Raw genomic sequence first — 23,064 nt, 5'->3', positions numbered from 1 at the left:
GGCGAGTCAATGCTAGGCGGCGCGCCTCGGCCATGGGCTGAGCAGGCGGCGCTCGCCGGTGATGTCGATGCGCAGCCGGTCAGCGATCGCCCAGGTGCGCAGCACCGCATGATCGGGCCCGTCCTGTTTGAGATGAACGTCGGCGCTACTTGTCGAATCCGCCGACACCGTGGACACCACGACCGCAGCGCCCTCGGGTGCCGGCTCGTCGACGTCGTCGAAGATGACCAGGACACGCCGGCCCGGCGACCAGGACCGCTGCATTAGCGCAGCGGCGTCGATGACCTGTAGGCCCGCGGCGGTGACTTCCTGCCAACGCTGCGGGTGCGAGGTACGCACCAGAACCTGGAATCCGGTAGCGGCCGCGCGGCGCGCGATCGCCACCGTCAACGCCGGCTCCCCGGCGAGCGTGACCGTCGCTGTCCCGGTTGGGGCGTTCAGGTCGACCAGGAGGGGATGACCGGTGGCCGTGGCGCCGATGATGATGCCGGTGGCGCCGATCGGGGCGCGCAACTCTTCGTCGGCAGACAACGTTCGGGCAGGCACCGCGGCCGGCGAGGTCGCGATGAGCAGTCCGGTGTCCAGTGCGAGGTCGTGGCGCCCCGTCCACGGGTTCAAACCCGTCAGCGGCGCCTCGGCCAGCGGGTAGCCGGTGTGGTAGCGCACCGCCACACCCACGGTGGGGGCGCCCTCGGGAGTCAGCCGCAGCTGAATGCTGACGACCGTCGCCTCGCTGTCCGGAGCCCATAGCCGGTCGATGCTGGCGGTGGTGATGTCGGCCAGTGACATCCAGTAGGTGTGCACGTAGCCGCCGGCGTGATGTAACCGGCGCCACCCGGAATGCAGCGCCGCGGCGTCGGCCCCGGCCAGCAGCGCCTCATCGGCGGCCCGGATTTGCTCGGCGCTCAGTACTCGTGCGCCGATGCGCAGATTGCCCAGCTCGTGGGCGACCCACTCCGCCGCGGCCGCCAGGGTGGCGGCCACCGACTCCCGCGACAGGATCGCGCGCGCGCTCGCGGTGGCGTCCAGGCGTACCACCACCCAAGTCTGGCGTTGCCCGACAGCGGGATGATCGCCCACCTGACCCGAATACGCCTCGGCGTACGGGTGATGCGTTTTGCCCGCGCGCCGCGATCCCGCGCTCAGGACATCGATGCCGGCTAGGGTGACATCGAATTGGCGCAGCGCGCCGGCAAGTGTTGCCAGCGGCAGCGACGTCATCGACACCGCACGCGGATAATCCAAGACCGAGGGACTGTGCGGCTGCCCGTCAACAGCTATCACCGCAACCAGATGCGTTCCCACCGCGCGGATTCCGACCGGCCCGCCACCAAAAGTGCGTTCGTGATCGTCGAGCTGCCCCGCCGGGGCGCCCAGGGGGGTCCGGTGCGCCCACAGCGCCCGCCACCCCAAGGTCAACAGTGGGGCTCCGCGCCAGCACAGCAGCGCCGCCACACTGGCCAGCACTGCGACCGCCAAAGCTGTCCACCAGCCGGGCCGGCCCGCAGCGGCCACCCCAGCGCCCAACAGGGCCACGTCGACGACAAACACACACACCAGCCGACCCCACCCCAGCGCCAGCCCTACAGGCAACGTGGGGGTCATGACCGCGGCCCCTTGCGGATCAGCGTCGCCGAACCCAGGATCACCGAACACAGCATCGCAATCCCGGCCATCCCTGCAGCAGCCGCCCACACCGGGGTCAAATCGCGGCCCACCTTCGGAGGTGGCAGCACCAGCGGCGCCGACAAGCGTTGCGGGCCAACAGGTTCGCCCGCAGGGATATCGAAGGTCAGCGCGGCCACCGGGTCGACGATGCCGTGGCCGATCTGGTTGTCCACCCCGCGCGCCGGCGCCCGCGCGGTGGCCAGCAGCCGGTTGATCACCTGATGGGCGGTCAGCTGCGGGTATTTCGCGCGCACTAAGGCGGCCACACCGGAGACGATGGCCGCCGAGAACGAGGTCCCCGCTTGCGGCACCAGTGAATTATTGCGGCCTTCCAGGGCGTTCATCAGGCCGTCGTCGCGCGCCGACAGGCTCTCAATGTCGGTGCCCGGCGCGGCGATCGACACCCACGGCCCGGCCACACTGGATCCCACCGGCGCGCCGCTGGAATCCACCGCACCCACCGTCAGCACGTAATCGGAGAACCACGCCGGGGCCACCACGGTGGAGACCTGCGCCCAGTCGCGAGGATCGCCCGGAGTCAACGGGTTATAGATCGGATTCTGTTTGCAATCGTTGCCGCCCTCCTCTCCGACGTTGCCTGCCGCGGCCACGATCACCGCGTTACGCTCCACGGCCGCATACCGGATCGCCGCACCTAGATCACGCTGGTCGATGATGTTGGTCGACGGCATGCAGGACACCTCGGAGATGTTGATGACTTGGGCGCCCGCGTTGGCTGCGTGCACGATTGCACGCGCCATCGTGCGGATATCCCCGGCCTTGCGCCGGGTGGCCGGGTCCTGGTTGCCGGCGAACGCATCCTTGGGGCTGAACGCTCTGGAACTCTGTCGGATCGAGATCAGCTCAACATCGGGGGCCACACCGGAGAAACCATCCGCCGCCGGCGGCGCCGGTGGGGGCGGCGGCCCGGGCGGTCCCGGGGTCGGCGTCGGGTCCTGGGGTGCCGGGGCGCCCGGCATGGTGCGGGTGCCGACACCGGCCGGCACGAGGGCCGGTGTTGTCGCTGGTGCCGGCCGCCAGGCGGCCCCTTCCGGCGGAGGCAGCGGCGGAGGCAGCTGCACCGTCACCGTCTGCGGCGGTGGAGGAGGCGGTGGCGCTTCGATAGTCGGGACCGTGTCAGGGCGGCGAGGCTGGCGCGGCGGCGGCAGAGGGGTTTTGCCGTCGGCGGGCTGGGCGGCGATCAGGGAAGCCACGATGGTGCCGTGCGCGTCACAGTCGGTCAGCCCGTCCCCGCTGGGCTCCACGTAGTCGCCGCCGCCGGTCAGGTTGGTCAGCCGCGGATGCGGACTGACACCGGTGTCGATGACTGCCACTTTCACCCCGGCACCGCGCCCGAAGCGCCACGACTCGGCCACATCGAGCATGTCCAGGAAATGCGGCTGCACCCGGTAGTCGGTGCCGGGCAGGGTGCCGACCCGTGTGCAGTAGGTGCCCTGGCGCATCGGCTGATCCGGGCCCGGCGGTCCATCGCCGGGCAGCGCCCCCAGGTCGATCTCGGGCGGTGCGACCGCTGCACCGGGCGGGGCCACCCACAATGCCGCCATACCTGCCACCGCCAAGGCCGCGGCCCCCGCGATCATCGTGTCGGATCTCAACCATCTCACCTCCACCGCTACCGGTACCGGATCGCGGCCAGGACTCCCATCAGCCAGAACACCAACGGGAAGATCGCGGTCAAACACACGTACTCGACCCACTCCACCACCTTGCGAAACGTCGGGGTGTAAAAGCGCCGGGGCACCACCACCGCGGTGATCAAACCGGCGACCGGAACGACCACAATCACCGACACCCCGATCAGCAGTGCCGGCAACGACCACAGACCCACCACGTAGCGTCCGGCCACACCAATCGCCACGGCGACAGAGGCCAGCGCCAGGATCGTCGCCTGCCACCGGTCGGTGAAGGAGCGGCCCCGCAGCAGGACCGCGACCGCGACCAGGCCCGCCACCACCAGCGGCAGTGCCCGTCGCGGCGCGTGCGGATCGCACAACCCCACACAACTCAGCACGATCAGCGCCGCGGTGGCGACCAACAGCCCGCTCAGATATGCGCGCGTGCGGTCGGTGAGCACGGCGATGTCACGCACCGAGGCCGGACCGTCCAGGGTGGCCAACTCGCCGCTGGCCACCACTTTCTCAGCCGGCAGGTCCGGGCGGGTCTCGAAAATCCAGCGGCCGGTGGCCGAGGGGAACACCGGCAACCGGATCCCGCCGGCCAGCCGCGCGGCGGTGGGCGCCAGATGCATCGCCACGATCGACACCAGCAGCAGCACCGCCAGCAGGATCGGCGCAGAGGTCACCAGCGTCATGCGCACCGCGGCCACCACCGCGCCGGCGAGCCCCATCGTGAGGACTGCGGTGCCCAGCGCGATATGGCGGCCGGTGAACCGCATGATCAAGACCGCGGCGGCCGCCACTGCGGCCAGACCCAATGCGGCATGCGGTGCCCCCACCGGGCCCGGCACCGCCGCGCCAGCGCCCACCGCGGCGGGCACTGTTCCCGTCCACAGCAGCGTGTCCCCTACGGCGCGAGCAGAGGCGCTGTCGCGCCCGCGGACCACGACGATCACCGCAGCGATGATCAACATTGCGGCCAGCGCCGCGCAGTAGGGCGCCGCCACCCAGTCCAGATGCCCGTAGCGCCACCGGGCCATCAGTGCCGAAGCCACCGCCACACCGGCGACCACGATGACCGATCCCACCTGCGTCGCCCACGCGGCGGTGACCCCGGGCCAGCGTGCACGCAGTTCCCCGGACAGCGCGGACGTGACGTGCTCGACGACGTTGATGCGGGCCTCGGTGTCGGCGGCATAGCGCAGCCACAGCCGCCCACCGTCGACTACGCCCTGCTCGGTCAGCGACAGGGCCGGTTTGAGCGCGCTGCCATCCATGCGGCACAAGGTCCACCGGCCCCGCGACGGCGCTACCAGCCGCGGCTGTCCCAGTTCCTCCAGGCGCGCGCTGATCAGATCTACCAATGCCGAGAGCTGCACCGAGACCGGCGCACCGGCGTCGAGGACCACCCCGATCTTGGTGGCTTCGGCGATGATCGCCACCCGGATCCGGTCAGGCAGCGCCGCGCCAGCCGAGGCCCCCGACGTCGCCTCCCGGGCCCGTTCCACCGTCATCTGTGCAGCGCTCCGGCGGTCGCAAAACCATCACTCAACTCGGCCGCCAATTCCATCAACGCTTCCTGGGTGCCCTTGCGCAACGCCGGGAAATTCAGGGTGGACGTGTCGCGCAGGTGCGGATCCCAGGGCACCGTCAGGACCGCCTTGACGCGCTCACCCAGGGTTTCTTTCACGTAGGCGATGAACTTCGGTGTTGCGCTGCGGTTGGCGTCGTTGAGCACGATCACCGACCGCTTGAGCAGCTCATGGCCGCGCCGGGCCGCCAACCAATTCAGCGTCCTTTCGATCATCTTTGCGCCTTCGACGGTGCACGATCCGATGATCATCAATGCATCCGAGGACGACAACACCGCTTTGAACGCATCGCCTTTCATCGCTGCGCAGTCCACCATCGCCAGCTGGTAGATCCAGCGGGTGCGGCTGATGGTGTCGAAGAACGCTTGTTCGTCGAAAGGGAAATCTGCGGCGACGTTTTGATGGCTGGCCAGCACTTCCAGGCGTTCTCGGTTGCATCCGGTGTAGGGCCGGGCCTTCGGGTGAGTGACTGCCTCAGCATCGGCCAGGAACTCCCGCACCCCGACCGTCGTATCGGGATCGATGAACTCACCCAGCCGGCCCGCGGTGTCATCGGCATCGATCGCGATCACCCCGCCGCCGCGGTGATAGGCAAACACCGACCCCACCGCTGCGGTCAGCCGGGTCTTGCCGACCCCGCCCTTCATCGATATCGCGGTGATCTGATAGTTGCCAGGGATGTTGGCGGTGATCCGGGCCTTCCAGCCCCGCAGGTTGCGTTCGTGTTTCCCCGCACCCAGGTTCACCAGCGTCCCGGTGGCCGTATACACGGCCTTGCGCCACCCCATCGTCGCCGGTTCGCGGCGAGGCTTGACGACCTGGCGGGCTTCGATATGGCGAAATGCGTCGCTCGGCGCGTGCGGATCTGCACGCGGCGTCCACCGTTCCGTGGGGTCGACCGCCGGGGTCCACTGCTGCGGCGGTGGCGGCGGCGCGAAGCGCTCTTCTAGGCGCGGCATGGGCGGGATCGGCGCCGGAGCGGCGGGCAGCTCGCCGATGTGTCGGTGTGGCTGCGGTGCGTTCCATGTCCCCCCGCCGCCGTCTGAACCCAACGGGGCACTGTCAGGGGCCGCATACGGAGCCCCAGCGCCGGAGGACGGCGCTCCTGAGGGCCTCGGTGGTGCTGAGGCCTGCGTCGGCGGCGGGGCATGGTGCGACACGGGCGGAGGCGCGAACATCGGGGGCCGCCCGGGCGGGGCGTAATCGTTGGGCGGCTGAGGTCCGCGCGGCGGCGGAAAGACGTCTGGCTCGGGAAGTTGCGGGTCGGGCAGGCATACCGCGTTGCCGGGATCGGAGGCCGGTGGGGCCGGCTCGGGGTGCTCGCTGGCGGGTGGCGACAGATAGCGCGACCGGAAATCGGAATTGTCCGTCATTTTGGCCTTTTCGTGGGTCTCGTTCTTCTTATCCTAGGGCCAACTTCTCGCTGAACCACGCCCAATCAACATTTTTATGGAAACAATATCGATGTTTGCTGTAGAAGCGAGTGACATTCTCTCGGTCCGTAAAAGGCGTTGTCTACATTCGTTCGTGGGTGGCCCAGGAGCGTATCGCCACACTGGCCAGCATCGTGGCCAGCCCGTGGCGGATCTGCGCCGGACCGGCCGGGGCGATCGCCATCCACTCCTGGCGGCTGCCCGCCGCCGGGTTGAGCCGATACAGCGCGACGCGCCCCGCGGTGGTGTCGCGCAGGTTGAGCACGGACTCGCTGTTGGTGGTGCTGGCATCCACATAGGCTCTCGCGTACACCACCGCTTCGGCCACCGGCTCGGCCAGGGCGTGCTCCAGCTCGGTCAGCGCCGCACCGCGCAGCCCCACCGCGCGCAGCGCGGCCTGTTTGCGCACCGCCGTGGGCGCCTGGCTGTGCGCGCTGACCGCTGCCACCATGTCTTCCAGGGGCACATTCACCGCGTTGATGCGCGCGGGCGCCACCTGGTGCACCGAGTCCAGTGCGCCGATGACCAAGTGCGCTAAGGAGTCTTCGTCCACCGGCGTGCAATCGTCGATAGTGATGTGTCCGCCGGCGCGCACCGCCGAGGCCCAGCGACCACCGCAGCGTGCCGCGACGATGCGCAGCTGCTCGTCGGGGATCGCCCGCCACGTTGAGGGGTCCTCCAGCACCACCGTCGGCGCCCAGTTCATCGGCCCGCGCGACACCAATACGACGACCTCGACGTCGGGGTCGGCCAGCACTCTCATTCGGGCGGCGATATCGGCGCGCACCACCGCGGCCTCGTCACAGATGCCCTGCCCGACCAGCACATCCAGCCCGGGATGTGTGCTCAGCCAATCCAGCGAACGAGGCTGGCCGTAGGGGTGGGCCCGCAGTTCGGGCGCCAGGCGTTCGATACCCAGTAGCGCCTGCAGGAACCACAGGCCGTCCACGTTGACGGTGATGTCGGTCGGTGAGGTGTTCGCGGCGCTCATCGCGGTCTATGGCCTCGTCGCGGTCGCCTCACCACAGCGCGGCGGCACCGTCGAGTGCCGCGCTCGTCTCGGGACCGGCCTAGGTCGACATCCACGAGGAGCCGACCTGCCTGTCGGTGCTGTTCATGTTGTGGCCTGCGGCCTGCACCTTCTGGCCGTGGGCGCCTGCTTGCTCGTAGATGACCTGGAAATTGCGGCCGAGCTGGTTGATGAACTCTTGGCAGGCCGTTGATCCAGCACCTCCCCAGAAGTCACCGGCCGCCAGCACATCACGCACGATCCCCTGATGCTCGGCCTCTAGCGCCGCAGCCTGGGCCCGAACCGTGGCGCCGTGGGCGTCGACGTCGCCGAAATGGTAGTTGATCGACATGGTGAAAGTTTCTCCTGATCTTGATGGAAGCGTTCGTGGGGCTAGCTGCTCAGGACCTGCTGAGAGGCCTGCTCTTGCTCTTCGTAGTGGGCGGCGTCGCGAATCAGGCCGTCGCGAACTCCGTGCAGCATGGTCACGATGTTGCCGAAGGCCTGATTCATCTGGCCCATGGTGTCCAGCGAGGTCGCCGACGCCTGACCGTTCCAGCCGGCACCGGAGATGTTTTGTGAGGACGCGAACATCTTGCGGGCGTCGTCCTCCACCGTTTGGGCGTGGGTCTCGAATCGGCCCGCCATGTCACGCATCGCGTGCGGGTCGGTCATGAATCGCGAAGCCATATTGGGAATCCCCTTATATTTGCTGTGTGAATTGGTCTGCGGTCACTGCGACACTAATTCTATGAGCGGTTTTTAGCCTCCGGCAACGGCGGCGGTGAGCAATTTCTGCCCGACGCGAATTATTGACGGCGCAGCACCTTGATCGGCGTCCCGTAGCGCGGACCACCGGCTGCGTCGGTGCCGCGCGCACCCATCCCGGCCGCCATCGGAGCGCCCCCGTACATGCCGCCGGCGGGGGCTGAGGCGGGAACCGCCGTCGAAGCCGCCGCCCCGCCCGGCGCGGCCACCGGTGTCACCGCCCGCGCCGAACCGACCGATTCGGCGGTGCCCGCCGTCCAGGTCGCCGGTACCGACAATCCGCCCAGTGATCCGGCCCGCCCGGCCATTGCCTCCACCTGTGCCCCCACCGACGAAGCCCCGCCCAAACCCGCCAGGCCGGGTCCGCCCAAGCTGCTCGCGGCCCCGGTCGCGCCGCCGAGCATGCCGGGATTGCTCAGCACCGACATAAACGGACTCAGCAACGACTGGAACTGGCCCAAACCCGAGGCTGGCGACATCCCGCTGCTCAACGGTGAGGAAAACCCTTGCAGCACTTGAGGGATGGTGCTGACCAGCTGCGGACCCATCGACAGCATCGTCTGCCCGTCCAGTCCCGCGGGGAGACCCGCGGCATTGCTGAGCAGATTCATCGGCTGCTGGCCCGCCGCGTTGCCCGTCGACTGGCCCAACGCCGCGCTCTGGGCGGCCAGCCCGATCGGGTCGGAATTGGGCAGCGGCGGGGTGAACGGCACCAGCGTGGCGGTCACGCCGGCGGCGTCGGCGGCGAAGCCGTACAACACTGTGCTGTCTTGGGCCCACATCTGGTCGTAGTGAGCTTCGTTGGCCGCAATCGCCGGGGTGTTGAAGCCCATGAAGTTGGTGGCGATCAGGGTGGCCAACTGGGCCCGGTTCTCGGCGATGACCGGCGGGGGAACGACACCGGCGCGGGCGGCTTCGAACGCGCCCGCCGCCGCCGATGCCGCCGCGGCCGCCGCCTCGCATTGTCCGGCCGTGGCCATCATCCAGACCGCATACGGGGCGGCGGCCAACGCCATCGAGATTGACGACGGACCCAGCCATGCCGTGCTGGTCAAGGCCTCGATCACCGCTTGGAACGCGCCGCCGGCAGAACCCAACTCGGCGGCCAGGGACTGCCAGGCCGCCGCAGAGGCCATCAACGGCCCCGAACCGACGCCGGCATACATGCGCCCCGAGTTGTACTCAGGCGGTCCCCCGTAATCGACCATCAGTGCTACGGCGCGAACAGCGCTTAAATCATCGCCGCGGCGTTAAGGGCCTCAGAAGCCGCGTACGTGGCCGCGGAGGTGCCCATCGTGGCCACGAACATCTCGTGAATCACCGAGCCGATCGCCTGGGTGACCTGATAGACACCCGCGTGGGTACCGAACGCGGCGGCCAGCAGCACCGAGGTGGGCTCCGGTGCAGGGGGCACCACGCCAAGTGTCGGGGCCGCGCCCGCGGCGTTTCCCGCGGCCACCGCCGAGCCGATCGAGGCCAGTCCCGAGGCTGAGGACTCCAGCCCCCCCGGTAACGCCGTGACAAACATGCACCCTCCCGAAACGCGACCAATCTAGTGGCTTGAGTCTAACGGTGCCCCTGGCCTTATGTCCGGGTCAGGCGAGAATCGATTCCAGGCACGTCAGTGTCCGCGACCTGCACGTATATTCCCGTTTCGCCCGATTCGGCGCTATTCATCAAGAATCCGCGGCCCGCCACCATCGGGTGACCCTTCCACCTGCCTTGCACATAACCGGGGTCGGGATCGGAATCCATGATCAGCATCGGTTCGAACGCTGTGCGCAACATCCGCAGCACCGGATTGGCTCCCATTTGCGTGCTGAACGCTCCGAACGAATGGGTGTAGATGATGTGCAAACCGACATCGCGGCCGGCCTGCACAAACGGCTCGATCGGGGCGAACGGCGAATCAAATCCGCCCGGCAAGCGCTCCCCGTCGTCGATCACCAGGAAGATCTCGGGCCCCTGCCAACTGCGCTGCGCAATCTGGCCCCCGCCGTCGGGATCATCGCGGGGCAGCCGCGCGGTCAGCACACCCGCCAGCTCCACCATCCTGGCCTTGACGGTGTCCACGGTGGAGGCGAAGCGGTGCACACCGGCAGGGCCCAGCACGGCGTGCAGCTGGCGGCGCGGATCGACCAGCCATACCTGTGCACCCGGCCGTCCCTGCGCCACGCCCGCGTCCTCCAGGTCGTACAGGCGGGCGATCTCAGCCAGCACCGTCGCACACACCGTCGTGCGCCCGCACTGACCCTTGCCCGCGACCAGCAGATGCCGGTCCGGGGCCAAAAACACCGGACGCTCGGTCTCGCTGAGCGCCCACACGATCGACGTCGACGAGCGGTCATCGCCCCGCGCCAGCGCCCCCAGTGTGGCCGGCGCCAACCGTGTCGGCAGGCGGCGCACTCTGCGCGCCGGGGTGAACCCGGCCGCGACCCGGCTCACCGCCTCGGCGACACTACGCGAATCAAAATTCTCTGCCGCACTTGCCTGTATCGCCGGACGCGCCATCAGCGTGTGCAAACCCACCGGCTCCACACCGGCCCGCACATAGTTCTGGGCGATCATCCCGCGTCCCGGTCGGTCCGCGGGAATGGCCGCAGCCAACCGCGGTTTGGGTAAATCGGTCACATCGTGAATATCGTTGGGGCGCAGCCACACTCGCGAACCGAAACCGCCACGCACCTTGACCCGCAACTCGGCGAGCCGGCTCACCGCGGCCACCACGTGGATGCCGAAGGTCGGGCCTTCGGCGATCAGCCGGTCCACCGTGTCCATCAGCGCCTCATACGCACTGTCCAAGGCCGCATAATTGTCGATGACCAAAAACACGTCACCATAGCCGTCGTCGGGGACCTTCCCGGCTTCCTGACCGGATTTGCGGCGTCGGAACACCTCCATCGACATCACCCCGGCCGCTTCGAAGCTGCGTTTGCGTCTCGCGAGCAGCTCGGCCATCTCCGCAACCGTGCGCCGCACCCCGTCGCTGTCCAGAGCCGGCGCGACCCCACCGACGTGCGGCAGACCCGCCACCGTGCCCAGCGCGGCCGAGGAGAACGCCAAGCAGTAGAACTGCACCTGCTCAGGGGTATGGGTCATCGCCGCCGCGCAGATCAAGTCCTGTACCGCTGTCGTTTTCCCCGACCCCTGAGCGCCGAGGATCACCACATTGGCACCCGCCCCCGAGACGTCGACGAGCAGCGGATGCTGGTCATGCTTGAACGGGCGATCCACCACCCCGATCGGGAACACCAAACTCGGGCGCGCGGCGTACTGGTTATCCCACCGGTGCCCCAGGTACGCATCAACGAGCCGCTCGATGCTCCACGGCGCATCCAGCGGAGGCTGCCACAACCGGTAGGGCTCAAAGCTGACCCGGCGCAGCGCATCGATGATGACCGTGCCCACCTGCGGGCGCATCAGCACGCCCTCGACGGCGGCGTCGTGTGCGGGCTGGGCCGGCTCGCCCTCATCGGCGTCGGGGCCCGCCGCCTCGTCGTCGAGGTCATCGGGCAGCGGTAACGGGGTGAAGTCGGTGCCGAACAGTTGCGGCGCAAAGTAATTCACCTCTGATGGCCCGGCGTCGCTGTCGTCGGTGAAATCCTCGGTGCCGGGCTTACGGTACTCCCGCCACAAATACTCACCCTGAAATTTCGTCAGAGAACCGTCATCGCCGACCGACAGATAACACTGCCCATTGCCTTTAAGACGCGTGGCGTTCGGCACACCGATCTGCACCGCCGCGCTGGTCGTCTTGAGCTTGAGTGCCAGCCGATAGCCCATCTGTCCCATCAACTTCTCGGCACGGTTACCGATCTCCTGGCTGGCCATCAGCAGATGGATCCACAGCGAGCGGCCCTGGCGGCAGATCTGCCACAACGCTTCTTCGACCTCGACCGACATCCGGTACAACTCAGTGAACTCATCGATAACCACCATCAGCACCGGCAACGGCGGTAGCGCATCAGCATCCCCGCGTGCCAGCTGATCGGCACGCTTGCGGTTGTACATGTTCGCGTCATCAACTTCAGCCTTGGCGCACAACGCTTTACGACGCGCGATCTCACCCCACAGCGCCTCGACGAAGCGGTCCAGCAGGTTCTGGTCCTCCTCGAGGTCGGTGATGATCTGCGCGACATGCGGGACCCCGGCAAACGGTGTGACACCGGCACCGCCCTTGAGGTCGGCGAGCAGAAATTGCAGGTTCTGCGGCGGATGGCCCAGCATTAACGACTCGATCAGGGTGCGCAGCATCGTCGTCTTGCCCGAACCGGTCCAGCCCGCCATCACCCCGTGCGGACCCATCCCACCCTCAGCTTCCTGCTTGAGGTCGACGAACAGCAGCTCATTGTTGTCGGTGCGGTTACCGATCGGCACATGCAGCCGCCCGGCGGAATTAATATCGCTGCGCGCGCCCCATAACTGCTCGAAATCGATGCTGGCCGGATCGTCAATCCCGTAGTAGGACAGGATGTCTCGGGCCATGAACCGGGCCCCCGAATTCACCTCGATCGACTCATAGGCCTCAGCCAGACGCCACCGCGCCATCCGCTCGGCGAACACCTCAGCCTCATCGCGGCTCATCTGATCGGCCACCGCGAAAAACCGGGCCGCAGCCGGCTCGGCTTCCCAGGTCATCGGGTCACGCGGAACCGCCGCCACCACCGCATCGGCGCGCACATGCAGCACCCTGGCGGGCTGCGCGCACGCCGGAATCTGGCCGCAGCCGCAAATGTCGAAGAACGTCAGCCCATTGACCCCCCCGGAGCTGCCGAACATCTCCCAGCCGTCGGCCACATCACACACGATCACCGTGTGCGGCAGCGGGTCGATCGGGGCCTTGCCAGCGCCATGTCTGAGCGCGAATTCTCCGCGTGACCGCAACCCCATCGCATCAGCCTGCGCCTCCACGAAATCGCTCACCGACCCGTACACCATCCGCACCGGACCGGCACCGTCCTCGATCAGCCGATCCCCGGCGTGCGGCAGCCACTTCACCCAATCCCACTCGTGGACATCACCAGTGACCACCACCACCCGCAGATGATCAGGGCCATGGGCAAACACCAACTGGCACAGGATCGCTCGCATCAACGCCAACACCCGCTCCCGCGGGCCGCGCAGCTCATAGCCCGGCTCGACCATCAGCGACACCAAGGCCGGGACCCCATAGGCCACCGTCTGATACCGCACGAACTCCTGCAGGACTTTGCCGGTGACCGGCTCAAGCTCGATATCGGTCGGCATATCCGCAGGCTCACTGAACTGAGCGGCGCCCGCCTCGGCGAGACTGGTCATCCCCACACCGACCCGGGCCACCCCGAACCAGCCATCAGAGCCATCAGCCTTGCGTTCCCACATCCGCACCCCGCCCAAGGCGGCTTCCAATGTCGCCGGCGCCGGGTGATACCAGCGGTAATGCTCATCGAGGCTGTCCGCAGCGGAGGCCGCAGTTGCCCGCAGCCCATCGATCATCAGGCAGAACCGGGCCCGCAGCGCATCCAGCTTCGCGCGTGACATGTCCCCAGAGCCCCGACCGCTGAACAACATCGCGAATAACCCGCCGACCATCACGATCGGAAACAGCGACCCCGCACCAGTAAACGAGCGCGCCCCGCTGGCAAAGCTCATCCACACCATGCCACCCACCAGCGCCATCAACCCGATGATCAGCGCCACCGTCCACAACGGCTTGCCCTGCGGGGCAGGAACTTTTAGCGGCGTCGGTAACTCGATGGGTACTGGCTGCAGCACGGGCGGTGTGGCCGGCTCCTGACGCGCGAACGCGAACTTCACTTCGGGACCTCCAACTGTCCAGGACTCAGATCGACCGGCAGACTGTTATGGCGCACCAATGCGTCCGCGCGTGAGAGCACCGGACCCTGGGCCAGCAGCCGCAGCACCAGCCACGGCGCCGGACTGGGGCCAAAGCTTTTCGGGTCCAATCCCAACGCCCGCAACGTGTCCTCTTCGCGCGGTATCCCGAACCGCACCCCCGACTCCGAGACCCACCACAGCGATTCCGCCGTCGACGACGAAACCGCACTACCCGTCGACACGACATAATTGGCGAACCCCGGCCCGAAGAACACCCGATCGGCCTGCACCGCCGACTCCGGACCCTTCACCAACTCCACCACCCGATCCGCGCGCCCTTCAGCGACCGGGATACTGGTCCCCGTCATCACCGACGTACTCGCCGCGGACTCCCCGCTCACCTTCTGCCATTGCCAGCACGCCACCGAATTGAGCGCACTGTCCACCACATGCGGCGGTGCCGGCGGAAACGCCGACAAATCCAGCGACGTCACCACCGGTAACTTCGCCAACACCGTCCCGGCCACCACCGGCGCCGAAGCCCCCGCGTTCTGCAGCACTTGGGCCACCACCGGCGAGATCGCCTGAATGCCGTCGGCCAGCACCACCGAATACGCTGTCTGACCGCCCACCTGGGGAGTAGCCACCACCGCACCCACCGGCCCCGGCGCATCAGCAAACCGCGCCGGCGACCCCGCCGCCGGGATCACCGGCACCGACAACTCAGGACCCACCGCAACCGCATCAAAGAGCGCCCGGCTCATCGGCCTCGCCGCCAACACCGCATCCTCGCCCAGCCCAAGCGCTAACAACACCGCCCGCGCGCTGCGATTGATCAACGAGCGCCGCCCGTCGCGGATCAGCCACACCTGATCGCCGTAGCGGCGCACCAGAGCCTCCTCAGCTCCCAGCACATGCCGCCGCCCACCCAGATCCGGTTGCCCATCAATGACCGTCACCGTCACCGGCTCAGGCGCCCCGGCGCCGAAAGCCTTCGTGATCTCATCGCACACCAGCCACGACGAACGCGTCGGCGACACCGGCGACATCTCCTGCGGCGCACCCGGAATACCCACCAGCGCCCCACGCGGGCGCGCATCAATTTCGCTGCGGCGCACCCGGTCCGGCGTCGCCGGCTCCCCCGCAATCAGACGCGCCGACGCCAAATTCAGCGCCGGATACAGCTTCTCGCCCACCCGCACATACAGAGCGCCCGAATTCTGATCCGCCACAATCTGCGACGTCCCCGCCGAGCTCGCCGGACGCACAAACGACCAAAACAGCGCCCCCAGGCACAGCACCGCCGTCAACGTCAATCCCGCCAGCACCGCCATCGACTGCCGGCGGCCGGGCTCGGTCTCCATGCGCACCTGGCGGCGCGTCAGCGCCGACACCGCGCGACGCGCGAAGAACATGTGCCCCGAGACCTGAAGGCGTGTCGACAGCCCTAACCCGCGGCCACGCGCAGAAGCCGCCGACTTCGTTTCATCGGCCGAATCAGCCATCCCAGCAACGCCTTTCGATCACTTCCGACACAGTCACAGCCGGTAGGACTCCCCGCCGTGCGGGAACCCGCCCCCGTTGGTCGCGATGTGGACATGGTCCATATGGTTCTGCGTCGGTGAACCCCGATTCTCCATCAGACTCGACGAACCATCCGGGTTGTGGATCGTCTGCTGCCAAATCACATGATTGATGTTGAACGGGCCGCGGTGCGCCATCGCGAACCGCATCACCGCATCACCAAGCGCCTTGCCATGCGCCGAAGTCGGATCGGGAATCATCACGTCGATCGCCTGGCCATTGGGATGCCACTTCAGCGAATCCGGGCGGACCCCGCCAATCGTGCGGATCTCCGGAAACGCCGCCGACACCGCGCGCGCCGCCAAAATGGTGTCCCGCTGCAGCCCCTTCTCCGAGGCCACACCCGGACCCAGCTCACCACCCACCGAACGGCCGACCACACCACCCACCGAGCCGGTGCCGCCGAGCCCGCCCACACCGCCGGCGAACCCGCGACCCAGCAGCGAGGCCGGCATCCCGACCAGGCCACTCGCACCGCTCAAAGCACCCCCGCCGCCACCTAGGGAGGGCAGCGAACCCATCCCCGACAGCATCGACGACACCCCGCCCATCCCGCCGCCGCCCATCCCCCGATACGCCATCGCCAACTGCCGCAGCCGCGTCGCCAACACCCGGTTCTGCTCGGTCGTGACCTGTAGTTGGCGCTGCATCGCCGCCAAATGCTCATCCATCGTCGCCACGACCATCCGCACCCCTGCCGGCGACGACGCCAGCGGCCTGGCCGCCGCCCCCGCCACCCGGGCCTGATCGCGGATCACCCCTGCACCCGCGCGACCGGAAGCACCGACCGCCCCGCCCTCACCGGCGGCCTGCCCCGACTCCACATCCCGGCCCACCACCGCGGCCCGGGCCCGCGAATACTGCCCGTCAGCGGCGACCGCCCCGCCGCCCAAACCGCCACCGCCAGAAGGGACCTCAGGCACCGAAGCACCCCCGCCGCCGGCGGCGAACACCCCGCCACCCTCCGGACCGCCAGCAGGAAACAACCCATACCCACGAGTCAGCAACCGGTCCACCCCGGCCACAAACTCCCCAATACTCACCCACCAAAACTAACCGCCGGAAAAACCCCCGACCACAACGCAACAACACCAATTTGCGGTGGCCACAGGCAGCGATGGCGCGCGCTTAGACGCTGCCCTGGTAGGCGGTCGCCAGATCGCGCAACTGGGCTGCCGCGGCGGCGTTGACCTGCTTGCTGACAGCGACGTGTTGCTGAAGCTCGGCCAAGGCCTGATCCAGTGTGGCCACCAACAATCGTGCACCCGCCGGCGTATCGGCCACCGGCATGATCGCCTCCACCTGAGCGCGCGCCCGCTCACGCAATCGCTGCACCGCCGCGCGCCCCTCAACGGCCCCGGCGGCCGCCCTGGCCACGATCTGGGCGCTCTGCTCATCCAGGCGCTGCAACGCTGAGCGCCGCTGCCCCCACTGGGCCACAGCATCCCCCAGCCGTTCCGCCGCGGTCGCGCCACCCGGCGGTGCGGCCGCACCCGCTAGCGGAGTCATCAACCCACCGGCCTGCTCGCCCTCGGGGAACAATTCCGCACCAGCCGCCAACAACCTGTCGATCACCTCCTCGGCGAACGACCGCAGACCCGGATCAACTTCAGCCACACCACCACACTGTAGGTTCTCAAATATCTTGGCGGATCGCGGTCTCTCTACCTGCAGGCTTGCAAAATTCTCACCGCAATAGCGGAAGCGACTTCCTCATCTTAGTGGCGGATCCTATAACTGTACGGTTCTGCAGCAATGGGCAGTTAGCTGGTCCTCGATGTTAGGCAGGTAGTTGCCAAGTTTGCTGCGGGTCGTGGCGAGGCTCGCTCACAGCGGCCAAGGCAGCGGGCCTTAAGTGAACTTCAATGTGTTCATCAAGTCAGCTCGTTTCTTCGGAACCGGTCAAGGGCGCCGGCTACCCCGTCGCGGGGTCGGCGCTGGGGCGCCAGTCACCGGGCTCGAGGTCTGCGTGATCTCGTATGCATGCGTCCGACGGTCAGTACACATCCGGGGCGATACCGCCGCGGACCGCCCAATCCGGCGTTGTCTCAAACGGGCCATCAGCCGTTGCACCGTATTTCGGTCGGCAGCAAAGCCCAGGCTGCCGTGTGCCGACAGCGCCCGATTAACTCGTCTTGAATTGGCGGCGCATCGCCAGCGCACTTGGCATCGACGGGTGGCACCACTATCATCGCTGTATGGCGATGATAGTGCCGGACGTCGAAGTGACGCGGTCCGAGCTGGCTCCGGCGGCGAAGTTGTTTCGGTCGTTAGGTGATCCCGCGCGGTTGGCGATCGTGCGCCGGTTGGCCTCAGGGCCGGCCAGGGTGGTGGATCTCGTCGACGCGGTGGGACTGGCCCAGTCCACAGTCTCCAAACATCTTGCCTGTCTGCGTGATTGCGGCCTGGTGGAATCCGATCCAGTGGGCCGAGCCTCGCTGTTTCGCCTTACGCACCCCGAACTGGTGGACGTACTGGCCGCGGCAGAGACAGTGCTGCGGGTGACGGGCAACGCCATTGTGCTGTGTCCGTGCTGCGGGACAGACGCCTGCACAGCGGAGGCCGCGTCGTGAGCGATTTTGATCACGCTGGCCGCCAGAATCTCTTTGCTCCGGCGGCGGACACAGCCACCAGCGATGACTGCTGCGCGGCGGATTCGTGTTGCAGCACCATGGAATCTGCACCGCCAGTGCGCGACGACGCGTGGCATCGCGCGGCGCGTTGGGCGCGGTGGCTGGCATGGATCAGCCTGGCCTGGATGGTCACAGAAGGTGTGGTCGGACTGTGGCAAGGCTATGCCAGCGGCTCCATCGCGCTGATCGGGTGGGCGCTCGGCAGCGCGGTGGAAGGTCTGGCCAGCCTGATCGTGGTCTGGCGGTTCACGGGTGCACGAACCCTCTCTGAGACCTCCGAGCGCGCCGCCCGGCGCGCCGTGGCGGTCTCATTCTGGCTACTGGCGCCGTATGTGGCCGCAGAGTCGATCCGGGATCTGCTCGGCGATCACCGATCGGAGACGACGGTAATCGGGATGGTGTTGACCGCCGCGTCACTACTCCTGATGCCGCTGTTGGGGCGGGCCAAACACAAACTCGGCGCCCGACTCGGATCTGCGGCCACTTCCGGTGAGGGAACCCAGAACTACCTATGCGCTGTCCAGGCTGCGGCAGTCCTGGCTGGACTGGCCATCACCGGGATCTGGCCCGGTGGCTGGTGGGTAGACCCGGTGATTGGCCTCAGTATCGCCGTGGTGGCGGTGCGGCAGGGCTGGCGATCCTGGCAGGGCGACGACTGCTGCTGAACCCGTCGCCACACTTCTGGCCAGGGCCATCGGGCAAGAGCGGTTGATTCCGAATCATTCTCGCTGCAACGCCTTTACGCGGCTACGGAGCTGACGGCGAGGCAAGCATGGGCTGCCATGCTCCGCCCAATGCTGGTATCGATGGCATGAGTGGCCTCTGCCGGGGCACTGACGCGCCGGCATCCGGGTCATGTCCGGAACGAATGCCAGGACGGACGCCCTCGTGTTGCCCGCTGCCCCACCTTTCGCCGTCGATGTGGCAGGAATGCCGCTGTTCGTCGCAGTTAGAGCTCGGCGCGTTCGCCGATGGTGTCGGCCTCGCCGAACGCCGCCGGGTATTTGAGGTGAGGCACCAGATACCCGGCTATTTGGGGTAAGGCACCAGATACACGGTTGCGAACGCACCTGCAGCAGCAGAGCTGACTTGATTCGTGCCGAGAGACCGGGAAACCGGCAGTGGGCGATGACGAACGCCACGCCCGAACAATCCGCCCATGGCGACACTGAAGGCCAGCACCCCGAAACCCATGCCGGCCCAGGACTGCACGTCGCGGCTGAGCAGCTCGCTGTCGTGGGGGTGGGTACCACGGAGTGCGGCCTCCGCCGGCTGCACGGCCGGCCTCATATTCGATGGCATGCCCCATGACTGGCTCAGGAACAGTCAAGCGTTCCCGCCAGCGCTCCGGCCACCAGTCCACGCCCGATGATCCTGCTTCGAGGGCACTAGTGGCAGGGAAATCCGAGCAGGTGTCGGGCGCCGTGGACGTACTCATGGACGTAGGTGTTGGCGCCGAACTCCGGCGTGACGCCTTGATCGATATCGACGAAATACAGCATCAGCAGCGCCAGAAAAGCGGTCAGCGCCAGCCACACCGCCGCCCGTGTGCCGGACAGCTCGACCGAACGGGCCTGGGCCGGATGTGATGTGGTCACCGCAGTGTTCCCCTACATCGCTTTCGCGTGCAAATGGTGGTCGGGTCAAAGGTGGTGCCTCGCAACCAGACACGGGCGCCGTGCACGCAATCTTTCGGCCTCGCTTGACAGTTCGAGCATAGACCTGGTCCGCCTGGATGTATCGCCGAGAGCCAGCCGGGGAGCAAAGGTCTGTTTCATCGCACTGCTGCCGACCATCGCCAGCGCCACCGACGTCGAGCACACTGCTCTGTGCGGGAGCACCCGTGGCCCTACAGCCACGGGTGTGATCCCTGGCAATCATGGCGTGGCTCGGCGTGGGCCTACCCATGCCGCCCCGGCGCAGCTGGTTGTCGCACCTGGGGCGGCCGGTCAGGTCGGCGTCTGGGAGGTCGTGCGGCCGGGCGCCAGAGGTTCGGTTGGGGGGTTAGGCGACGACGGCGGTTGGGGGCTGCTCAATGTGGCGTTCCTGCTCGGTGGCGTCGATGATCATGGGCCGCGAAGCGGCTAGCGTGTGGATCTTGTCCACGGTGAGCCGGCTGAGCAGGCCGGCGGCGTCCTGCGCGTAGGGCGCCCCAGTGGCCAGCAGCATGAGTGCACGTCGGATCCACACGGTCGGGGAGCCGTAGAGGCTTCCGCTGACGGCGACCAGTGCCGCAGCGACGACGAGGCCGGCTATCAGCGGTCGCGCGGCGCGGTCGGCGTGCTGCTTGCCTGCAGCTTCCAGGGTCTGTTCGGCTTCCAGAACGTGCACGATGCGTGCCAGGGAGTTGGTCGAGGCCGTCGCGGTGACCTCGACCCGCAGCGCTGCGTGGCTATTGGTCGATCCCGCGCGTACGAGGTCCCCGGGGACGGCGACGACGGGCACCGATTCGCCGGTGACCGCACAGAGATCGAGGGCGCTGCGCCCGGCGCGAATGATGCCATCGGTGGCCAGGCGCTGCCCGGGTTGGACGATCATCTGATCACCGAGGCGCAAATCCGCGGCAGCCACCACCGTCTGCATGCCGTCCCGCTCGACCGTGGCGTGATCGGGGGCCAGCGAGAGCAGTGCATGCAGGCTGCGGCGCTCGCGTGCGGCGGAGTACTCATCCAAGCCCTCGTTCATCGACAGCAGACATGCCAACGTGGCGACGCCGCCGATGTCGCCGAGTCCGACGGCACCGAGCGCAGCGGTAACGGTCAGGGTGTCCACGCCGACGCGGCCTTGGCTCAATCCTTTGAGGGTAGGAGGCACGAACGTCGATGCCCCTAGCGCCAGCGCGAGGACTTTCAATCCCAGCGTCACGGGCTTGAGCGGAATGATCCACGTAGACAGGGCGGAGGCGGTCAACAGCGTCGCAGAGCACGCGGCTCGCTGCAGTTTGACGTTCTTCCACAGCGATTGCGGCTCGTCGGTGCTGTCCTCGGCGTCACGCTGAGCTGCTGTGCTGCTCAGCACCGTAGGAGCGGCCGGTGTCGGGTCATCGCGGTGACCGGCGAGCGCTTGCGCTGTCCAGTTGATGAGGTGCTTTAAGGCCCCCGGCTCACTGTCGTCCGCGGACCGCGGGACACGGGGGGGCGCCGACGTGATTGAGATGTGTTCCTGGTCTTCGATGGCGGACAGGATGGCCGCGCTGGTGCACCGCGCCGAGGAATACCAGATCACGATTGATGCGGTTTTGGTGTAAATCTGCACGTCCCGTACTCCGGTGAGGTTGCCGACGGTGTCCTGGATCCTGCGTGGGCAGGCCTGGTCGAGTCGCGACCCGCTAAAGCGCAGGCGGATTCGGCCGGCGGCAGCCGCTACCACGGTGAGGGACACCGCGTGGTCGGGGTGCGTGCTGGTGGTGTCGGGGTGACTAACTGGGGTGGTTAACATCATGAGGCCTTTCGAGTGGTGATAGGACCGCCATCGATGGGGATTCAGCTCACCCAGGCGGTTTGTTGTCTGACCGGATGCCTCATTAGCGACCTGCCAGGTCAACGGCCGATCGTGGGATCAGCGGTAAGCACCAGCGCCGCAATGGGGGTCCGTAAAGAAGTGAATGATCACCGACCGTCGGCGCAAGGCACGACGACCTGCCGCTGACCGGTCAGCGACGCGACAAGCAGAACCGCGCCAAGATGTCTTGCCCGGCGTCCACGAGCGCCGAGCCATGAGGACCGCGCCCTCTCAACGCGCCGGCCCGGGCCCATCCAGCCGCGACCGCACCCAGCGCTGCGGCTGCGCCGCCGATCACCCACGCCGCAGCCGATCGTGGCATCGCCGTCACCGACAGCGGCTCGTGATGGTCGGTGGGCGACCTCTTGTGCACATGCTGGTTATCGGTGCCGTAGGCGGAGTGAGCACTCGGGGATCTCGCTGGCGCCTGCGGTGCGTGGCGGGCGCTGAGCTGCAAACAAAGCACGCTGCTGTGGGTGCCGTCATGGGCGCCGAGGACAACGACTGCCAACGCCATCCATGCTGCTGTCATTGCAGCGACGAGGTAGCGCATTCGTGAGTTTCGATTAACGGCCTCACATTTCATGACTCTTCGACGCTAGCACTCCAGGACAGATTGGTCAGGTCCTGACGTCGCGGCTTCGCTCTTTTCATCCGCTATTTAGCGCACGCTCACCAAACCTCACTGGCGCAGAGCCATCATCGCCGTGCGCTGGACTGTGGGTGACCGCTCGCTGTCAACATGCGGTTGCCGCGGAGGGAATGTTGTTGCGCGCAACCATCCTGACGAAACATGCGTGGGCCGCCCACCTGGCAGTGCAGTCGCAGGTTGGGGGTTTCCCGGGAATAGTGCGGCGGCGGCATACGGCGAATGCCTGCAAACGACAATGGAATTCACTGCAATGTGGCTCGTCGAGTACGTGGATCCGGCCGTGCAGTCCGAGGGCAGCACTACCGTGACCGGGGCGCTGGGCGTCGACCGGCAGCCGCTGACAGCGCACCCGGTGCTGTCCCGAGCGGCCCGCTGTGTGCCGCTATGCCGGCGAGGGATGCCCTTAAGAGATGTAGAGCAGGGTTTTCTGTGCTCCTGGTATTCCTGTTCGGTCTCCAGTCTTTAGGCACGTTGTCGGGCGATGTCGCGGATCGCGGCGACGCCGGTCATGGCGGTGTCCTCGGTCCCGCCGGTGGTGGCGGATGCGCCGAACGTGTTGTGGGCGATCCATTTCCAGTTCGACTCGACCATCGATGGCAAGGCCATCAAGATCGCCTCGATGATCGACGAGCACACCCGGGAGGGCTGATTATCGTGGAGCGTTCGATCACCGCCGAACGCCTCGTGGCCGAACTCGAGACGTTTTCACGGTGGAACTGGCGCCTTCCATACGCCATCACACACCTCCGAAAAGTTGAGGTGTTGCGTCA

General features: G+C 67.3%; 20 protein-coding genes. 3 read left to right on the top strand and 17 right to left on the bottom strand.

Annotation, left to right across the window (positions count from 1 at the left end; translation table 11 throughout):
* Positions 1–12: 12 nt before the first annotated feature.
* From eccE to ACZYZ9_RS20735, 13 genes are all read right to left on the bottom strand, one after another.
* Positions 13–1,605: a type VII secretion protein EccE gene (gene eccE / locus ACZYZ9_RS20795; RefSeq protein WP_463828157.1), complete on the bottom strand. Its 1,593-nt coding sequence runs from the start codon at positions 1,603–1,605 to the stop codon at positions 13–15.
* Positions 1,602–3,269 (bottom strand): type VII secretion-associated serine protease mycosin, encoded by a 1,668-nt coding sequence (gene mycP / locus ACZYZ9_RS20790; RefSeq protein WP_463828202.1) that lies wholly within the window; start codon positions 3,267–3,269, stop codon positions 1,602–1,604. The genes eccE and mycP overlap by 4 nt, the downstream gene beginning before the upstream one ends.
* 32 nt (positions 3,270–3,301) lie before the next feature.
* Positions 3,302–4,819, bottom strand: coding sequence for a type VII secretion integral membrane protein EccD (eccD, locus tag ACZYZ9_RS20785; RefSeq protein WP_463828156.1), 1,518 nt, complete (start codon positions 4,817–4,819; stop codon positions 3,302–3,304).
* Positions 4,816–5,856 (bottom strand): MinD/ParA family ATP-binding protein, encoded by a 1,041-nt coding sequence (locus tag ACZYZ9_RS20780; RefSeq protein WP_463828155.1) that lies wholly within the window; start codon positions 5,854–5,856, stop codon positions 4,816–4,818. The genes eccD and ACZYZ9_RS20780 overlap by 4 nt, the downstream gene beginning before the upstream one ends.
* A gap of 556 nt (positions 5,857–6,412) precedes the next feature.
* Positions 6,413–7,321, bottom strand: a complete 909-nt coding sequence (locus ACZYZ9_RS20775; RefSeq protein WP_463828154.1) for an ESX secretion-associated protein EspG — start codon at positions 7,319–7,321, stop codon at positions 6,413–6,415.
* Between the two features lie 79 nt (positions 7,322–7,400).
* Positions 7,401–7,691: a WXG100 family type VII secretion target gene (locus ACZYZ9_RS20770; protein WP_463828153.1), complete on the bottom strand. Its 291-nt coding sequence runs from the start codon at positions 7,689–7,691 to the stop codon at positions 7,401–7,403.
* Positions 7,692–7,732: 41 nt separating this feature from the next.
* Positions 7,733–8,029, bottom strand: coding sequence for a WXG100 family type VII secretion target (locus ACZYZ9_RS20765; protein WP_463828152.1), 297 nt, complete (start codon positions 8,027–8,029; stop codon positions 7,733–7,735).
* Between the two features lie 119 nt (positions 8,030–8,148).
* Complete coding sequence (locus ACZYZ9_RS20760) at positions 8,149–9,315, bottom strand: PPE family protein (protein ID WP_463828150.1); 1,167 nt, start codon at positions 9,313–9,315, stop codon at positions 8,149–8,151.
* Between the two features lie 23 nt (positions 9,316–9,338).
* Positions 9,339–9,635 carry a PE family protein gene (locus tag ACZYZ9_RS20755; RefSeq protein WP_463828149.1) on the bottom strand — a complete coding sequence of 99 codons (297 nt, stop codon included), beginning with the start codon at positions 9,633–9,635 and terminating at the stop codon, positions 9,339–9,341.
* 56 nt (positions 9,636–9,691) lie between these two features.
* Positions 9,692–13,903: a type VII secretion protein EccCa gene (gene eccCa / locus ACZYZ9_RS20750; protein WP_463828148.1), complete on the bottom strand. Its 4,212-nt coding sequence runs from the start codon at positions 13,901–13,903 to the stop codon at positions 9,692–9,694.
* A complete protein-coding gene (gene eccB, locus ACZYZ9_RS20745; RefSeq protein ID WP_463828147.1) occupies positions 13,900–15,429 on the bottom strand; it encodes a type VII secretion protein EccB in 1,530 nt (509 codons plus the stop codon). The genes eccCa and eccB overlap by 4 nt, the downstream gene beginning before the upstream one ends.
* A gap of 33 nt (positions 15,430–15,462) precedes the next feature.
* The gene (locus ACZYZ9_RS20740; RefSeq protein ID WP_463828146.1) at positions 15,463–16,551 is read right to left on the bottom strand and encodes a hypothetical protein; all 1,089 of its coding nucleotides are present in this window, start codon (positions 16,549–16,551) and stop codon (positions 15,463–15,465) included.
* 85 nt (positions 16,552–16,636) lie between these two features.
* Entirely contained in the window at positions 16,637–17,125 is a 489-nt protein-coding gene (locus ACZYZ9_RS20735; protein WP_463828145.1) for a DUF4226 domain-containing protein, read from the bottom strand.
* A gap of 581 nt (positions 17,126–17,706) precedes the next feature.
* On the opposite strand from ACZYZ9_RS20735, the gene ACZYZ9_RS20730 reads away from it, so the two are divergent.
* Positions 17,707–18,081, top strand: a complete 375-nt coding sequence (locus ACZYZ9_RS20730) for an ArsR/SmtB family transcription factor (protein WP_463828144.1) — start codon at positions 17,707–17,709, stop codon at positions 18,079–18,081.
* A gap of 98 nt (positions 18,082–18,179) precedes the next feature.
* Positions 18,180–18,806 carry a cation efflux transmembrane domain-containing protein gene (locus ACZYZ9_RS20725; protein ID WP_463828143.1) on the top strand — a complete coding sequence of 209 codons (627 nt, stop codon included), beginning with the start codon at positions 18,180–18,182 and terminating at the stop codon, positions 18,804–18,806.
* A gap of 364 nt (positions 18,807–19,170) precedes the next feature.
* On the opposite strand, the gene ACZYZ9_RS20720 is transcribed toward ACZYZ9_RS20725, so the two are convergent.
* The 4 genes from ACZYZ9_RS20720 to lpqS all read right to left on the bottom strand — a co-directional run bounded on the left by ACZYZ9_RS20720 (position 19,171) and on the right by lpqS (position 22,159).
* Entirely contained in the window at positions 19,171–19,431 is a 261-nt protein-coding gene (locus ACZYZ9_RS20720) for a CbtA family protein (protein ID WP_463828142.1), read from the bottom strand.
* 98 nt (positions 19,432–19,529) lie between these two features.
* Positions 19,530–19,739 (bottom strand): CbtB domain-containing protein, encoded by a 210-nt coding sequence (locus ACZYZ9_RS20715; protein WP_463828141.1) that lies wholly within the window; start codon positions 19,737–19,739, stop codon positions 19,530–19,532.
* 406 nt (positions 19,740–20,145) lie between these two features.
* The gene (locus tag ACZYZ9_RS20710) at positions 20,146–21,579 is read right to left on the bottom strand and encodes a P-type ATPase actuator domain-containing protein (protein WP_463828140.1); all 1,434 of its coding nucleotides are present in this window, start codon (positions 21,577–21,579) and stop codon (positions 20,146–20,148) included.
* Positions 21,580–21,793: 214 nt separating this feature from the next.
* Positions 21,794–22,159, bottom strand: coding sequence for a putative copper homeostasis (lipo)protein LpqS (gene lpqS, locus ACZYZ9_RS20705; protein ID WP_463828139.1), 366 nt, complete (start codon positions 22,157–22,159; stop codon positions 21,794–21,796).
* A 616-nt stretch (positions 22,160–22,775) separates the two neighbouring features.
* Between lpqS and ACZYZ9_RS20700 the strand changes: the two genes are divergently transcribed.
* A complete protein-coding gene (locus ACZYZ9_RS20700; RefSeq protein ID WP_463828138.1) occupies positions 22,776–22,943 on the top strand; it encodes a hypothetical protein in 168 nt (55 codons plus the stop codon).
* Positions 22,944–23,064: the final 121 nt, after the last annotated feature.

The sequence above is a fragment of the Mycobacterium sp. IDUB_28 genome (assembly GCF_055419285.1).
The sequence above is the reverse complement of the archived record's forward strand: the minus strand, read 5'-3'. Positions and strand labels throughout refer to the sequence as shown.

What these genes read in the sequence shown, in the direction of transcription:
- lpqS (WP_463828139.1), bottom strand. Translation starts at nt 22,159, where the DNA reads ATGGCGTTGGCAGTCGTTGTCCTCGGCGCCCATGACGGCACCCACAGC.
- eccE (WP_463828157.1), bottom strand. Translation starts at nt 1,605, where the DNA reads ATGACCCCCACGTTGCCTGTAGGGCTGGCGCTGGGGTGGGGTCGGCTG.
- ACZYZ9_RS20725 (WP_463828143.1), top strand. Translation starts at nt 18,180, where the DNA reads ATGGAATCTGCACCGCCAGTGCGCGACGACGCGTGGCATCGCGCGGCG.
- ACZYZ9_RS20720 (WP_463828142.1), bottom strand. Translation starts at nt 19,431, where the DNA reads ATGAGGCCGGCCGTGCAGCCGGCGGAGGCCGCACTCCGTGGTACCCAC.
- ACZYZ9_RS20700 (WP_463828138.1), top strand. Translation starts at nt 22,776, where the DNA reads ATGTCGCGGATCGCGGCGACGCCGGTCATGGCGGTGTCCTCGGTCCCG.
- ACZYZ9_RS20755 (WP_463828149.1), bottom strand. Translation starts at nt 9,635, where the DNA reads ATGTTTGTCACGGCGTTACCGGGGGGGCTGGAGTCCTCAGCCTCGGGA.
- ACZYZ9_RS20775 (WP_463828154.1), bottom strand. Translation starts at nt 7,321, where the DNA reads ATGAGCGCCGCGAACACCTCACCGACCGACATCACCGTCAACGTGGAC.
- ACZYZ9_RS20765 (WP_463828152.1), bottom strand. Translation starts at nt 8,029, where the DNA reads ATGGCTTCGCGATTCATGACCGACCCGCACGCGATGCGTGACATGGCG.
- ACZYZ9_RS20730 (WP_463828144.1), top strand. Translation starts at nt 17,707, where the DNA reads ATGGCGATGATAGTGCCGGACGTCGAAGTGACGCGGTCCGAGCTGGCT.
- ACZYZ9_RS20710 (WP_463828140.1), bottom strand. Translation starts at nt 21,579, where the DNA reads ATGTTAACCACCCCAGTTAGTCACCCCGACACCACCAGCACGCACCCC.
- ACZYZ9_RS20760 (WP_463828150.1), bottom strand. Translation starts at nt 9,315, where the DNA reads ATGGTCGATTACGGGGGACCGCCTGAGTACAACTCGGGGCGCATGTAT.
- mycP (WP_463828202.1), bottom strand. Translation starts at nt 3,269, where the DNA reads ATGATCGCGGGGGCCGCGGCCTTGGCGGTGGCAGGTATGGCGGCATTG.
- eccB (WP_463828147.1), bottom strand. Translation starts at nt 15,429, where the DNA reads ATGGCTGATTCGGCCGATGAAACGAAGTCGGCGGCTTCTGCGCGTGGC.
- ACZYZ9_RS20780 (WP_463828155.1), bottom strand. Translation starts at nt 5,856, where the DNA reads ATGCCGCGCCTAGAAGAGCGCTTCGCGCCGCCGCCACCGCCGCAGCAG.
- ACZYZ9_RS20770 (WP_463828153.1), bottom strand. Translation starts at nt 7,691, where the DNA reads ATGTCGATCAACTACCATTTCGGCGACGTCGACGCCCACGGCGCCACG.
- eccD (WP_463828156.1), bottom strand. Translation starts at nt 4,819, where the DNA reads ATGACGGTGGAACGGGCCCGGGAGGCGACGTCGGGGGCCTCGGCTGGC.